11 protein-coding genes are annotated in these 13,903 nt (G+C 72.4%); 5 read left to right on the top strand and 6 right to left on the bottom strand.

All coding sequences use genetic code 11. The features are described 5' to 3' along the window. The first annotated feature begins 183 nt into the window (after positions 1 to 183). Together GB932_RS01965 and GB932_RS01970 are read left to right on the top strand one after the other, a co-directional pair. Complete coding sequence (locus GB932_RS01965) at positions 184 to 5,193, top strand: Lhr family ATP-dependent helicase (RefSeq protein ID WP_231915958.1); 5,010 nt, start codon at positions 184 to 186, stop codon at positions 5,191 to 5,193. 1 nt (position 5,194) lies between these two features. After that, the gene (locus GB932_RS01970; RefSeq protein ID WP_156759045.1) at positions 5,195 to 5,968 is read left to right on the top strand and encodes a DNA-formamidopyrimidine glycosylase family protein; all 774 of its coding nucleotides are present in this window, start codon (positions 5,195 to 5,197) and stop codon (positions 5,966 to 5,968) included. Here GB932_RS01970 and GB932_RS01975 read toward each other — a convergent pair. Then, positions 5,959 to 6,921: an arsenic resistance protein gene (locus GB932_RS01975; protein WP_156759046.1), complete on the bottom strand. Its 963-nt coding sequence runs from the start codon at positions 6,919 to 6,921 to the stop codon at positions 5,959 to 5,961. The genes GB932_RS01970 and GB932_RS01975 overlap by 10 nt on opposite strands. A 117-nt stretch (positions 6,922 to 7,038) precedes the next feature. Between GB932_RS01975 and GB932_RS01980 the strand changes: the two genes are divergently transcribed. Then, a complete protein-coding gene (locus tag GB932_RS01980; protein ID WP_156759047.1) occupies positions 7,039 to 9,153 on the top strand; it encodes a heavy metal translocating P-type ATPase in 2,115 nt (704 codons plus the stop codon). Between the two features lie 154 nt (positions 9,154 to 9,307). Here the strand turns inward: GB932_RS01980 and GB932_RS19555 are convergent, their stop codons facing one another. After that, entirely contained in the window at positions 9,308 to 9,430 is a 123-nt protein-coding gene (locus tag GB932_RS19555) for a hypothetical protein (RefSeq protein ID WP_306769925.1), read from the bottom strand. 302 nt (positions 9,431 to 9,732) lie between these two features. Here GB932_RS19555 and GB932_RS01985 point away from each other — a divergent pair, with 302 nt between their 5' ends. Beyond that, positions 9,733 to 10,137, top strand: a complete 405-nt coding sequence (locus GB932_RS01985; RefSeq protein ID WP_156759048.1) for a rhodanese-like domain-containing protein — start codon at positions 9,733 to 9,735, stop codon at positions 10,135 to 10,137. Here the strand turns inward: GB932_RS01985 and GB932_RS01990 are convergent, their stop codons facing one another. The 3 genes from GB932_RS01990 to GB932_RS02000 are packed head-to-tail and all read right to left on the bottom strand — an operon-like array spanning position 10,138 to position 12,127. Next, positions 10,138 to 10,344 (bottom strand): hypothetical protein, encoded by a 207-nt coding sequence (locus GB932_RS01990; protein WP_156759049.1) that lies wholly within the window; start codon positions 10,342 to 10,344, stop codon positions 10,138 to 10,140. It lies immediately after the preceding gene. Further along, positions 10,341 to 10,853, bottom strand: coding sequence for a GNAT family N-acetyltransferase (locus GB932_RS01995; protein ID WP_156759050.1), 513 nt, complete (start codon positions 10,851 to 10,853; stop codon positions 10,341 to 10,343). The genes GB932_RS01990 and GB932_RS01995 overlap by 4 nt, the downstream gene beginning before the upstream one ends. Beyond that, positions 10,853 to 12,127 carry a winged helix-turn-helix domain-containing protein gene (locus GB932_RS02000; RefSeq protein ID WP_156759051.1) on the bottom strand — a complete coding sequence of 425 codons (1,275 nt, stop codon included), beginning with the start codon at positions 12,125 to 12,127 and terminating at the stop codon, positions 10,853 to 10,855. Before GB932_RS02000 ends, GB932_RS01995 begins: the two co-directional genes overlap by 1 nt. A 216-nt stretch (positions 12,128 to 12,343) precedes the next feature. Here GB932_RS02000 and GB932_RS02005 point away from each other — a divergent pair, with 216 nt between their 5' ends. Further along, complete coding sequence (locus tag GB932_RS02005; protein WP_156759052.1) at positions 12,344 to 12,751, top strand: transferase; 408 nt, start codon at positions 12,344 to 12,346, stop codon at positions 12,749 to 12,751. Positions 12,752 to 12,925: 174 nt separating this feature from the next. On the opposite strand, the gene GB932_RS02010 is transcribed toward GB932_RS02005, so the two are convergent. Next, positions 12,926 to 13,885: an acetylxylan esterase gene (locus GB932_RS02010; protein WP_156759053.1), complete on the bottom strand. Its 960-nt coding sequence runs from the start codon at positions 13,883 to 13,885 to the stop codon at positions 12,926 to 12,928. Positions 13,886 to 13,903: the final 18 nt, after the last annotated feature.

The raw sequence follows: 13,903 nt of genomic DNA on the forward strand, positions 1-13,903 counted from the left end.
CGGCGGCGGCGACGCCCCACGGCGTGTGCGGCGGTCAGACGAGACGGGCACGCCAACACAATGCAGTCGATCTGAGACGAGAACGCCCGAATCGTGCGGTTTCGGCCCCCAACCCGAGCAGATCGACTGCATTGTGTTGTCGGGGGCCGTATGGATGTCGGTCGTCGGCGGCAGGATGGAGGCGTGGACATCCTCGAGAGCTTCAGCGCACCGACGGCGGAGTGGTTCCGCGCGGCGTTCGCGCGGCCGACCGACGCGCAGATCGGCGCGTGGAAGGCGATCTCGCAGGGGCGCCATGCCCTCGTCGTCGCGCCGACCGGCTCCGGCAAGACGCTCTCGGCGTTCCTCTGGGCGATCGACCGGGTCTTCCGCGAGGGCGTCACCGGCGGCCCGCTGCCGGGGTTCGAAGCGCGCGCGAAGCCGCGCGACGGCAAACGGCGCACGAAGATCCTGTACGTCTCGCCCCTCAAAGCGCTCGGCGTCGACGTCGAGCGCAACCTCCAGTCGCCGCTCGTCGGCATCACCCAGGCCGCTCGGCGCCTGGGGGTGGATCCGCCGACGGTGACGGTCGGCGTGCGCTCCGGCGACACCCCGTCGAGCGACCGGCAGAAGATGGTGCGCAACCCGCCGGACGTGCTCATCACGACGCCCGAGTCGCTGTATCTCATGCTCACGTCGAACGCGCGCGACACGCTCCGCGAGGTGCACACGGTCATCGTCGACGAGGTGCACGCCGTCGCCGCGTCGAAGCGCGGGGCGCACCTCGCCGTGTCGCTCGAGCGCCTCGACGACCTGCTCGACGCGCCCGCGCAGCGCATCGGCCTCTCGGCGACGGTGCGGCCGATCGACGAGGTCGCGCGCTTCCTCGGCGGCGCGGCGCCCGTCGACATCGTGGCGCCGAAGGCGTCGAAGACATTCGAGCTCGCGGTGCGCGTGCCGATCGACGACATGACGAACCCTCCGCCCGCCGCGCCGCGCGAGGCGTCGCATCGCGCCGATCTCGCGGGCGCCCGATCCGGCGTGCCGATGGCGCCCGCCGACGACCGGTTCTGGGAGGGGACGCCGGCGGGTGGCGGCCCCGGCCCCGATGGCGACGATCCGATCGCCGGCTCCGGCTCCGGCTCCGGCGACGATGCGAGCCATGCACCTGACCCCACCGATGCCGATGACGACTGGTTCGCGACGTCGAACGTCGAGGTGACGGGATCCATCTGGCCTCACGTCGAGGAGGCGATCGTCGACCGGATCCTCGAGAACAGCTCGACGATCGTGTTCGCCAACTCGCGTCGCCTGGCCGAGCGGCTCACCGGCAGGCTCAACGAGATCCATGCCGAGCGACTCGGGCTCGAGGTGCCGAAGCCCACTGTCCCGGCGCAGATGATGGCGCAGTCCGAGCAGGTCTCCGGTGTCGCGCCCGTGCTCGCGAAGGCGCACCACGGATCCGTGTCGAAGGATCAGCGGGCGATCGTCGAGGAGGAGCTGAAATCGGGGGCCCTGCGCTGCGTCGTCGCGACGAGCAGCCTCGAACTCGGCATCGACATGGGCGCGGTCGATCTCGTGATCCAGGTCGAGTCTCCGCCGAGCGCCGCGAGCGGGCTGCAGCGCGTCGGCCGTGCCGGACACCAGGTCGGCGAGATCAGCCGCGCCGATCTCTTCCCCAAGCACCGCGGCGACGTGCTGCACACGGCCGTCGTCACGGAGCGCATGCTCGCGGGCGCGATCGAGGCGATCGCAGTGCCGCAGAACCCGCTCGACATCCTCGCCCAGCAGACCGTGGCGGCGTCCGCGCTCGACTCCGTCGACGTCGAGGCCTGGTTCGAGACGGTGCGCCGCAGCGCCCCGTTCCGTTCCCTGCCGCGCAGCGCGTTCGAGGCGACTCTCGACCTGCTCGCCGGCCGATACCCGTCCGACGAGTTCGCCGAGCTGCGCCCGCGCATCATCTGGGATCGCGATCGCGGAGCCTTCGAGGGGCGCCCCGGAGCCCAGCGGCTCGCGGTGACGAGCGGCGGCACGATCCCCGATCGCGGGCTCTTCGGGGTCTTCATCGCCGGCGAGACGCGCGGCGCGCGCGTCGGAGAGCTCGACGAGGAGATGGTCTACGAGTCGCGCGTGAACGATGTCTTCACGCTGGGCACGACCAGCTGGCGCATCGTCGAGATCACACACGATCGCGTCAACGTCCTGCCCGCGTACGGCCAGCCGGGGCGGGTGCCGTTCTGGACGGGCGACGGCCTCGGCCGGCCGGCCGAGCTCGGCGAGGCACTCGGCGGGTTCACGCGCGAGCTCGACGCCGCGGCACCGGAGACGGCTCACGCGCGCCTGCGCGATGCCGGCCTCGACGACAACGCGCGCGCGAACCTCCTCGCGCACCTCGCCGAGCAGCGCGAGGCGACCGGATCCCTCCCCACCGACCGCACGCTGACGGTCGAGCGCGGCCGCGATGAGGTCGGCGACTGGCGCATCGTGCTGCATTCCCCATACGGCATGCATGTTCATGCGCCGTGGGCGCTCGCGGTGAGCGCGCGCATCCGTGAACGGCTCGGCGTCGACGGATCCGCGGTCGCGAGCGACGACGGGATCATCGCCCGGATCCCCGATGCCGAGGCCGGGCCGCCTGGCGCCGAGCTGTTCGTGTTCGAGCCCGACGAACTCGAGCAGATCGTGACCGACGAGGTGGGCGGATCCGCGCTGTTCGCGTCGCGATTCCGCGAGTGCGCGGCGCGGGCACTGCTCATACCGCGGCTCCAACCCGGCAAGCGCATGCCCCTCTGGCAGCAGCGGCAGCGCTCGGCCGCGCTGCTCGAGGTGGCGCGCGGACACCCCACGTTCCCGGTCATCCTCGAGACGCTGCGCGAGGTGCTGCAGGACGTCTACGACCTGCCCGCGCTCGTGCGGATCGCGCGCGGCATCGGCGAACGCCGGATCCGCCTCGTCGAGTCCGATCCCTCGCAGCCGTCGCCGTTCGCGCGCGACCTCCTGTTCGGGTATGTCGGCGCTTTCATGTACGAGGGCGACTCGCCGCTCGGCGAGCGGAAGGCGGCTGCCCTGTCAGTCGATCCCGCCCTGCTCGGCGAGCTGCTGGGGCGCGTCGAGATGCGGGAGCTGCTCGATCCGGACGTCGTCGCGCGCTACGAGTTCGAGGCGCAGCGGCTCGCCCCCGACCGGCGGGTGCGCGGCGTCGAGGGCGTCGCCGACCTGCTGCGCCTGCTCGGCCCGCTCACCGTCCGTGAGGTCGCCGAACGCCTCCAGCGAGGGTCGCCGGAAAGCACCAGCGCAGCGCCGGAAGCACCCGCATATCCTGGCGACCCTCGTCCGAGGCCGGACTCCAGCCGGGACGAGGACGCCCGCTCCCCCGATGGGTCGCCGGAAAGCGCCAATACGAGCATCGAGGAACCCGCACTTCCTAGCGACCCTGATGATGCCTCGCCGGCAGAGCCCGTCCATGCGTCCCCCGACGAGGCCGCGGCGCTCCTCGACCAGCTCGTCCGCTCGCGACGCGCGATCCATGTCACCGTCGCGGGGGCCGAGCGCGTCGCCACGATCGAGGACGCCGGCCGCCTGCGCGACGCCCTCGGCACGGCGCTGCCGACCGGCGTGCCGACGGCGTTCACGGAACCGCTCGCCGACCCGCTCGGCGACCTCGTCAGCCGCTATGCCCGCTCACACGGACCCTTCACGGTCGCGGCGCTGGCCACCCGGCTCGGCGTCGGCCCCGCCGTCGCCCGGCACGCGCTGCAGCGCCTCGAGGCGCAGGGGCGCGTCGTCAGCGGGTTCTTCCTTCCCGAGGCGTCGGCCTCGCTCGCAGACGAACCCGAGTGGTGCGACGCCGAGGCGCTCCGGCGCATCCGCATGCGCTCCCTCGCCGCGCTGCGCGGATCCATCGAGCCCGTCGCGCCGACGGCGTACGCGCGCTTTCTGCCCGCCTGGCATCACCTCGACCGCCCGCTCGAGGGCGTCGACGGCGTGCTGCAGGTCGTCGAGCAGCTCGCCGGGGTGCCGATCCCGGCGAGCGCGTGGGAGTCGCTCGTGCTGCCGAGCCGCGTGCGCGAATACGCGCCGGCCCTGCTCGACGAGCTGACGGCCACCGGCGAGGTCGTCTGGTCGGGGCATGGGGCGATCGCGGGCCGCGACGGCTGGATCGCTCTGCATCCCGCCGACGCCGTCCCCCTCACGCTCTCCGTCGACGATGCCGCCACGGGCGATCCGCTCGATGCGCGCGTCGCCGATGTGCTCGCCCCGGGCGGCGCGTTCTTCGCCGCGCAGGTCGCCGATATGGTGCGGTCGCGGCTCACCGCGGACGAGGCGGCGGCGGTGTCCGAGACGGCCGTGACCGAGGCGCTCTGGCGGCTCGTGTGGGCGGGTCGCGCGACGAACGACACCTTCGCCCCCGTGCGCAGCCTGCTCTCGGGCGGATCCCAGAGCCACAAGACGGCGCGCCGCGCGCCGCGCACCCGCACCTTCCGGGGCGTCTCCTTCGCGCGCCCCGCCGCCCCCGCGCGCAATCCGACGGCGGGAGGCAGGTGGTCGCTCCTGCCCGCTCCCGAGCCCGACGAGACGGTGCGCGCCGCAGCGCACGCCTCGCTCCTCCTCGACCGATACGGCGTCGTCACCCGCGGATCCGTGCAGAGCGAGGGCGCACCGGGCGGCTTCGCGCAGGTGTACCGCACGCTCGCGACGTTCGAGGAGGCGGGGCACTGCCGCCGGGGCTACCTCATCGAGAAGCTCGGCGCGGCGCAGTTCGCCGCGTCACCGACGATCGATCGGCTGCGCGCGTTCGGCGCCGTGCCGGATCCGGCCCCGCTGGCGCCGCGGATCCTCGCGGCGACCGATCCCGCGAACCCATACGGCGCGGCACTCGCCTGGCCCGCGCTCGACGACGTCACCCACCGGCCCGGGCGAAAGGCCGGGGCGATCGTCGTGCTCGTCGACGGCGACCTCGTCCTGTACCTCGAGCGGGGCGGACGCACGGCCCTCGCGTTCTCCGACGAGGACGACGTCCTGGCCGCGGCGACCCGCGGGCTCGCCGGCGAGGCCCGCACCCGCGGCCTCGAGACCCTCACGGTCGAGAAGGTCAACGGCGCCGTCGTGTTCCGCGCGCCGCTCGCGCGCCACCTGCGCGCCGCCGGCTTCGTCGAGGCGACGAAGGGGCTCTCGCTGCGCCGCGAGATGCACCACCCAGGCGGGGGTCGCTGAGATGCCCGAGGGAGACACCGTCCACCGCACGGCGCGGCGCCTGCACGAGGTGCTCGCGGGCGAGATCCTCACCCGCTTCGACCTGCGCGTGCCTCACGCCGCCACCGCGGATCTCACCGGTGAGCGCGTCGAGAGCGTGCGCGCGGTCGGCAAGCACCTGCTGCATCGCATCGCCGATGTCACGCTGCACACGCACCTCGCCATGGAGGGCGAGTGGCACACATACCGCGTCGACGACCGGTGGCGCCGGCCCACATTCCAGGCGCGCGCGATCCTGGATGCCTCCGGCTGGACAACCGTCGGCTTCGACCTCGCCGTCGTCGAGCTGCTGCCACGCGAGCGCGAGGCCGGTGTGATCGCACACCTCGGCCCGGATCCGCTCGGCCCCGAGTGGAGCGAAGACGAGGCCGTCCGACGTCTCGCGCTCGACACGCGCCCCGCCCATATCGCGCTGCTCGACCAGCGGAACGTCGCGGGGTTCGGCAACGAGTATGCCAACGAGCTGCTCTACCTCCGCGGCATCGCTCCGCGCACGCCCATGGTCGACGTCGCCGTCGCACCCCTCGTCGCGCTCGGCGTGCGGGCGATCCGCAGCAACCTCGCGCGCGCCGTCCGCACCTTCACGGGCGACACCCGGCGCGGGCACGATCACTGGGTCTACGGCCGCGCCGGGCTGCCGTGCCGCCGCTGCGGCGCCCTCATCGAAGAGGACGCGCTCGGCGCGAAGCCCGGCGAGGAGCGCCGCGTGTTCCGGTGCCCGCGCTGTCAGGCGTGATGGCGCACGACCCTCGGCACGATCCGCACGAGGATCACCATCGTCACGAGCTCGACGAGGGTCTGGCTGACGATCACGAGCGGCACGAGGGCGAGGGCCTCCGGCAGGGCGAGGGCGAGGGGCAGCACGACCAGTGAGTTCCGCGTCACGCCGCTGAAGACGAGCGCGCGCCGCCCCGCCACGTCGATGCGTGCGACGCGTCCCGCCAGGATCCCGAGCGGGACCATCACGGCGGCGAACAGCACGTGCACGAGGATCGCGAGCGCGAGCGCGCCGAGGTGCGCACCGATGCCGTGGATCTGCGAGGCGACGACGAGCGCGAGCGTCAGCATCATGAGCGGCACCATCGCCGCCGTGACGGCGTCGCGCAGCCGGCGACCCGCGCGCGTGCGAGAGGCGGCCTGGGTCAGGGCCGCGGCCGCGAGCGGGATCACGATGAGCAGCAGGAGCGCCCGGAGGAAGGGCGCGGGCTCGATCGCCGCGACGACCTCCCGCCCCGTCATGGCCCAGAGGGCGAGCGGCAGGACGATCATCTGCCCGATGAGCAGGATCGGCATGGCCGCGAGCAGGCGATCCTGTGCGCCGCCCGCCATGCCGGTGAAGGCGATCACGTAGTCGACGCACGGCGCGAGCAGCACGAACAGCACGCCGACGAGGAGTGCCCTGTCGTGCGCGACGATCCGCGCGAGAGCGAGGACGACGACCGGCACGACGACGAAGTTCAGGACGAGGATCGTCGCGACGAAGCGCCCGTCACGCATCGCCCGCCGGATCTGGGAGAACGGCACGCCGAGGAAAGTGGCGTAGAGCAGCAGGCCGAGGACGGGCTCCACCGCGAGCTCGAGCGGGTGGGCTGCCGATGGCGTCAGGATCCCGACGGCGGCGCCGACGACGAGCGCCAGGAGGCAGAGCGCGGTCTGGTGCCTATCGAGGAAGTCCACCGGCGCGCGCATGTCGATCAGTCTCGCAGGCGCCGGGGCGTCGACGATCATCCTCTTCCCTTATACCCCCCGGGGGTATACACTCGGCAATGCGATCCCGATCAGGAGACGCGCAGCCGAGGAGGCGTCATGACCCCGAACGAACCGCACGCGCACCACGGTCATCACGATCACGCCGTGGCACACCCCGCCCACCACGAGCACCACGGCGCCGCCGACGACGACCGCGGATCCGACGCGGGTCACGTGGACCACGGATCCCACGCGGGTCACGGCGATCACGTCGCGCGATTCCGACGCCTGTTCTGGATCATGCTCGTCGCGGCGGTGCCCGTCGTCACCTTGTCCCCGATGTTCGCGTCGCTCGTCGGGTACCGACTGCCCGGCGCGGGGTGGATCGGGTGGGTCTCGCCGATCCTCGGATCCGTCATGTACGTGTGGGGCGGCGCGCCGTTCCTGGCGGGCGCGGCGAGCGAGCTGCGGTCGCGGCGCCCCGGCATGATGCTCCTCATCGGTCTCGCGATCACGGTCGCGTTCCTCGCCTCGTGGGGCTCGAGCATCGGGATCCTGCACCACGAGCTCGACTTCTGGTGGGAGCTGGCGCTCCTGATCGTCATCATGCTCCTGGGCCACTGGATCGAGATGCGTTCGATCGCCCAGACGACGTCGGCGCTCGACTCGCTCGCAGCGCTCCTGCCCGACGAGGCCGAGCGCGTCGAGGGCGGCGCCGTCGTCGCGGTGTCCCCCGCCGAGCTGGCGGTCGGCGACGTCGTCGTGATCCGGCCCGGCGGACGCATCCCCGCCGACGGTCGCATCGTGCAGGGATCCGCGCACGTGGACGAGTCGATGATCACGGGCGAGTCGCGCCCCGTGCGGCGCGGGGTCGGCGACGAGGTCGTCGCCGGCACGGTCGCGACCGATTCGGGGATCCGAGCCGAGGTCACGGCGATCGGCGCGAACACGACGCTCGCGGGGATCCAGCGCCTCGTCGCCGATGCGCAGGCGTCGTCATCGCGCGCGCAGCGCCTCGCCGATCGCGCCGCCGCGCTGCTGTTCTGGTTCGCGCTCGCGGCGGGGGTCCTGACGGCGATCGTGTGGACGGCGATCGGCCTCCCCGATCAGGCGGTGATCCGCACCATCACGGTGCTGGTCATCGCCTGCCCCCACGCGCTCGGGCTCGCGATCCCGCTCGTCGTGTCGATCTCGACCGAACGCGCCGCGCGCGGCGGCGTGCTCGTCACGGACCGCCTCGCGCTCGAGAGCATGCGCACCGTCGACACCGTGCTGTTCGACAAGACCGGCACGCTCACGAAGGGGGCGCCGGCGGTGACGGCCATCCGGCCGGCGGACGACGCCGACGAGGATGAGGTCCTCGCGCTGGCCGCCGCCGCGGAGGCCGACTCGGAGCATCCTCTCGCCCGTGCGATCGTGGCCGCCGCGGCCGAGCGCGGGATCCGGGTTCCCGCCGCGGGCGACTTCGCCTCCTCCCCCGCGGTCGGCGTGCGCGCCATCGTCGACGGGCGGATCGTGCAGGTCGGCGGCCCGCACCTGCTCGCGCAGGAGGGCGCGGCCGAACTGGCCGTCGCGGACGAGTGGCGCCGCGAGGGGGCGATCATCCTGCACGTGCTCGTCGACGGATCCGTCGCCGGCGCGCTGCGCCTCACGGATGAGGTCCGCCCCGAGTCGCGCGAGGCCGTCGACGCACTCCACGCGCGCGGCGCGCAGGTCGTGATGATCACGGGCGACGCCGAGGCCGTCGCCGCGTCCGTCGCCGCGGAACTCGGCATCGACCGCTTCTTCGCCGGAGTGCGTCCCGAGGACAAGGCCGCGCGCGTGCGCGAGCTGCAGGCCGAGGGGCGACGGGTCGCGATGGTCGGCGACGGCGTCAACGACGCGCCCGCGCTCGCCCAGGCCGATGTCGGCGTCGCGATCGGCGCGGGGACGGATGTGGCGATCGCGTCGGCGGGCGTGGTGCTCGCGAGCGACGATCCCCGCTCGGTGCTCTCGATCATCGACCTGTCGCGCGCGAGCTATCGGAAGATGCGGCAGAACCTCTGGTGGGCCGCCGGCTACAACGTCGTGTCGGTCCCTCTGGCGGCGGGCGTGCTCGCGCCGATCGGATTCGTCCTGCCCATGTCGGTGGGCGCGATCCTCATGTCACTCTCCACCATCGTCGTCGCGCTCAACGCCCAGACGCTCCGCCGGCTCGACCTGCGCCCCGAGACGGCCGCGCGCCGCCGCTGACGGAGGGCTGCCGATCAGGATCCGATGCGAGCCAGGCGTCGAGCGCGGCCCGCCCCTCTTCCGTGAGGTGATGGACGACGCGATCCGGCGCGCCCGGTCCCGCGACGGTCTCGGCGCGCGCGTACCCGTCGGCGGCCAGGCGCGCGAACGTGCGTTAGATCTGCGCCTTGTCCGCGCTCCAGAAGTGGGCGGCGGATCCCGAGAACGCGCGCATGAGGTCGCACCCCGTCATGAGGCGGTCGGCGAGGAAGCCGAGGATGATGCGTGCGAGGATCACGCGACCACCGCCACGCTTGATAGGCGACTTGTCGACTAGTGCCGCCTGATCCTTCCGTCTCGTCGATGAGGCCGGACGCGAACGCGTCGATGAGCTTCTGCTCCTCGGGGAACGCCCGCCGCTGCTCGGCACGTTGGAGCGCCCCGCGAAGTTCGAGGGCACCGCCCTCCTGTTCCAGCTCAGCCTGCTCCGGACCACAGACATTCGAACGTCCGTCGCTTCCCTGCCAGCCTCCGCACGGATCCTGCCGACGTCGCCGTCGCCGCCGGAGGCAGTGGCCCGACGGCCGTACCCTCGGCACCATGACCGATGCCATCGCCCACTTCCGCGCCAAGCTCGAGCTCGAGACAGACCCCTCCGACGTCTATACGGCCCAGAAGGCGGGCGAGGAGTTCGTGCTCGTCGACACGCGCTCCTCCGAGGCGTGGGCGCAGGGACGCGCGAAGGGCGCGGTCCACATCCCCACGCGCGAGATCGCGGATCGCGCCGCCGACGAGATCCCGGCCGGCACGCATGTGGTCGTCTACTGCTGGAGCCCCGGCTGCAATGGCGGCGACAAGGCCGCGCTCGCCTTCGCGGAGCGCGGCTACCAGGTGAAGCTCATGCTCGGCGGCTTCGAGTACTGGGCGCGCGAGGGCTACCCCGTGGTGACCGACGACGGCGAGACGCGTGGCCCCATCGACCCCCTCACGGGCGTCGTGCGCTGATCACCCCACGTTCCACAGCGCGCGGGAGAACGCGATTCGCGCGGGATCCGTGCCGCTCGCGGGCAGTCGGAACGTGACGCCGCCGTCGCCGTTGCGCCACACGGCCTCGGCGCGGTCGCCGCCCGGCAGCGCCGCCACGAGCGCGGGCGTCTCGACGCTCGTCGGCACGTGCGCGAGATCGCTCGGGATCCGCACCGCGCCGGTCATCGTCGCAGCCCCATGATCTGCATCGTTCGCGCCCCGTCTGCGCTCGGGTGCTCGCCGAGACGAGACCACCCCTCCCCACGATAGAAGCGCACCGCCGGGTCGTCGTCATCATCCCCGGTACTGAGCAGGGCAGGCCCGTCGATTCCGTCTATCACGAGTTCGTACAGACGCCGCCCGACACCGCCGCGCCTGTGCGAGGCGAGCACTCCGAACTCGACGAACTCGAACGCGGGGAGCCATCGCGCCGCCAGCACTGCGCCGAGGGACTCGCGCACGCTGTCCGTGTAGTACTGCCCCGACGCACCGACGTATCCGTAGGCGAAGCCGATCATCTGGTCGCTGTCGAACGCGGCGGCCAGCCGGAATCGGTCGCGCGCTGCGTGTCGTAGCAGCATCTGATCAAGCCAGACATCGTACGACGGCTGATCGCCGAACACCTCATCGTAGACATCCCAGATGTCCCGCGCTCGCTCACGAACCTCGGCGAGCGGCAGAATCCGCACGTCCATCACATCCCCTTCGCGTTCGCGTGCTCGTGGCGCTCGGCGTCGAGCGCCGCCGCGAGGTGGTCGCTCGCGTCGCCCCACCGCGAGACGGTGACGCGCTCGAGCCCCTGCCACGCCGCGGCGCGGGCAACCTCGGCCGCGATGCGCTCGGCCGCATGCCCGGCCGATGCGTGCTCCTCCCACCAGGCCGACTGCACTCGCAGGGCGGACGCCTTCCTCTCGGCCTTGAGGTCGATGCGCCCCGCGACCCGATCGTCGACGAGCACGGGCAGCGAATAGTAGCCGTAGCGCCGCTTCGGCTGGGGCACGTAGATCTCGATGCGGTAGTGGAAGTCGAAGAGCCGCTCGGCCCGATCTCGGAACCACACGACGGGATCGAAGGGCGTGAGCAGCGTCGCCTGCTCGATGCGGCGCGGCACGCGGGCATCGCGGTGGATCCACGCGGGAAGCGGCCGGCCGGCGGCGTTCGTCCACCCCTCGACGCGGACAGGCGAGAGCTCGCCCGCATCGACGAGGTCGTCGACCGCCGCCTGCACGGCGCGCTGATCGCGCAGGCGATAGTAGTCGTTCAGATCCGACAGCGTCGCGACGCCGTACGCCTTCGCGGCGCGGCGCACGAGCTCGCGCACGGCGTCGGGCCGCGCGACGTCGACGCCGAGCAGGTGCGGCGGCACGATGTGCTCCGCGAGCCCGTACACGCGCTCGAAGCCCTCGCGCCCCGCGATCGCGACCTCGCCGCCCGCCCACAGATACTCGAGCGCGCGCTTCGCATGATCCCAGTCCCACCAGGGGCCGCCACGTGCCGTGCGCACCACCGATTCGATGTCGGCGGGGCGCAGCGGACCGCGGTCGGCGAGCTCGGCCCGCACGCGCGCGATGACGTCGGCGTTGTCGGGCGCCGCCGCCCATGCTCCCCACCGCCCGGATCGCGCCGTGACATCCGCGCGCCGGAATGCCCACAGCGGCCAGTCCTCAACAGGCATGAATGCCGCCTCGTGCGCGATGTATTCCACATAGGGCGCGGGGCGCGATGCCCGCCCCTTTCGGAAGACGAGGCGATCGAGACGGGCCGGATCATACGAGCCGACGCGCGAGAACAACGGCATGTAGTGGGATCTCGCGAACACGTTCACGGAGTCGATCTGCAGCACCCCCATGCGGGCGATCGCCGCCGACAGCGACCGCCCGCCCGTCGCCCCGGACCGCGCCCCGCCGAGCCCCTGTGCCGCGAGCGCCGTGCGCCGCGCCTCCGCCTGCGAAAGTGTCGTCCTCGCCATGCGCACGAGGCTATCGGGGACGTGTGACATTCGGGTCCGCGGACGTACGGCGCCGAAAAGACGCGGATCCTCGACTCACAGGCGACGCATAGGAGGCCTCCAGCGCCCGCATGACGGCGAGGCGCACGATGGCCCTATCCAACGCGGGAATAACGCCCCCACGACGGTCGTTATCCCGATTGTCCGACCAGTACCGTCAACCAGCGGAAGGACACTGTGGGCAAGAACTACGTAGACATCGAAGACGACCAGGGTGGCGTCCTGCGCTACCGCAAGCACGCCAATGGCCGTGGGCTCGTCGCGCACGGCGCGAAGGTCGCCGCGACGGCCCGAATCGAGGCCGGCGCGTACGTCGAACCGCGCGCTCGCGTCCTCGAAGGGGCGCAGATCGCAGCGGGCGCATGGATCGAACCGGGAGCCGTGATCGGCCCGGGAGCCGTGATCGACGCGAACGCGCACATCGGCCCAGAAGCCGCGGTCGGCGCGAAGGCGAAGATCGGCGTGCGCAGCCAGATCGGCCGGGGCGCGCAGGTCGCCAGCGGAGCGCTCATCGGCGACGACGAGACGATCGGCGACGGCGCGAAGGTCGCCACAGACCGCCGGGGTTTCCACCTCGCGGCGTGATGCCGCGATCCCCGTGAGAACAGGGCCGCTCATTCCATCGGAAAGAGCGGCCCTGTCGCGTGTGCGCCGAACACAACGCAGTCGATTCCGGCGGGAACGCTCCGGGGCACCGGCACCGCACGCCCCGCGGCCACGAATCGACTGCGTTGTGTGGGTGGGAGAGGGCGCGGCGCGTCAGACGCGCTCGCGCAGCCAGTCGAGCTGGATCCGCCGGTGCATGCCGCCGCCGCCCTCGTGCCCGTTGTACGGGTACACCTCGATCCGGCGGTCGTCGGATCCCCACGCGTTGAAGGCGCCGAACACGGTCGACGGCGGGCAGATCGGATCCATCAGGGCGACCGAGAAGATGGCGGGCGCCGTCGCGCGCGTCGCGAGGTTCACGCCGTCGAAGTAGCGCAGCGTGCGGAACGTCTCGTCCACCCGATCCCGGTGCGCCGTGAGGTAGGCGACGATCTCGGAGAACGGCGCCCGGTCGGTGATCGACGTCGCACGAGGGAAGTCGCACAGGAACGGCACATCGATGAGCGCGCCCGCGACATCGGTGCCGAGCGCCGCAGCCGCGATCGCGATGCCGCCGCCCTGGCTGCCGCCCGCGACGAACACGCGCGCGCCGGGGGCGAGCTCGCGCGCGACGTCGACGGCGAGCGCCGCGTCGGTGAACACGCGCCGGTAGAAGTACGTCTCGGGCGCGCGGATGCCGCGCGTCATGCTGCCGGGCGCTGCGGGCTCGGATCCGTGCGGATCTGCCGTGTCGCCGGGCGACCACTGGCCGTATCCCTGGCCGCGCGTGTCGACCTTGAGATGCCCGCACCCGGCGAGCGCCCATTCGGACTGCTGGTGCGCGAAGCCGCGGCCTCCCGAGTATCCGATGAACTCGACGACGATCGTGGTCGGCTCGGCGTTCGCCGGCCGGTGATACCAGGCCGCGATCGGGTCGCCCGCGAAGCCCGAGAACGTCACATCGCTCGTCGCGACGAGCGCGAGCCCGTTGTCGACATCGCGCGCATAGGTCTCGCCGTGCGCGGCGCGGCTGCCCTCGAGGGTGCTCGCCCAGAACTCGTCGAAGTCGTCGGGCACCGTGACATCGGAGCGGCGCTCGCGCAGGTCGGCGAGCGGGAGGTCGAAATGCGGCATGGAGATCCTCTCGTCACG

The sequence above is a fragment of the Microbacterium karelineae genome, assembly GCF_009745985.1.
Lineage (GTDB): Bacteria > Actinomycetota > Actinomycetes > Actinomycetales > Microbacteriaceae > Microbacterium > Microbacterium karelineae.

Coding starts and splice junctions, on each gene's coding strand:
- GB932_RS01970 (WP_156759045.1), top strand. CDS start 5,195: ATGCCCGAGGGAGACACCGTCCACCGCACGGCGCGGCGCCTGCACGAG.
- GB932_RS01975 (WP_156759046.1), bottom strand. CDS start 6,921: ATGCGCGCGCCGGTGGACTTCCTCGATAGGCACCAGACCGCGCTCTGC.
- GB932_RS01980 (WP_156759047.1), top strand. CDS start 7,039: ATGACCCCGAACGAACCGCACGCGCACCACGGTCATCACGATCACGCC.
- GB932_RS01985 (WP_156759048.1), top strand. CDS start 9,733: ATGACCGATGCCATCGCCCACTTCCGCGCCAAGCTCGAGCTCGAGACA.
- GB932_RS01990 (WP_156759049.1), bottom strand. CDS start 10,344: ATGACCGGCGCGGTGCGGATCCCGAGCGATCTCGCGCACGTGCCGACG.
- GB932_RS01995 (WP_156759050.1), bottom strand. CDS start 10,853: ATGGACGTGCGGATTCTGCCGCTCGCCGAGGTTCGTGAGCGAGCGCGG.
- GB932_RS02000 (WP_156759051.1), bottom strand. CDS start 12,127: ATGGCGAGGACGACACTTTCGCAGGCGGAGGCGCGGCGCACGGCGCTC.
- GB932_RS02010 (WP_156759053.1), bottom strand. CDS start 13,885: ATGCCGCATTTCGACCTCCCGCTCGCCGACCTGCGCGAGCGCCGCTCC.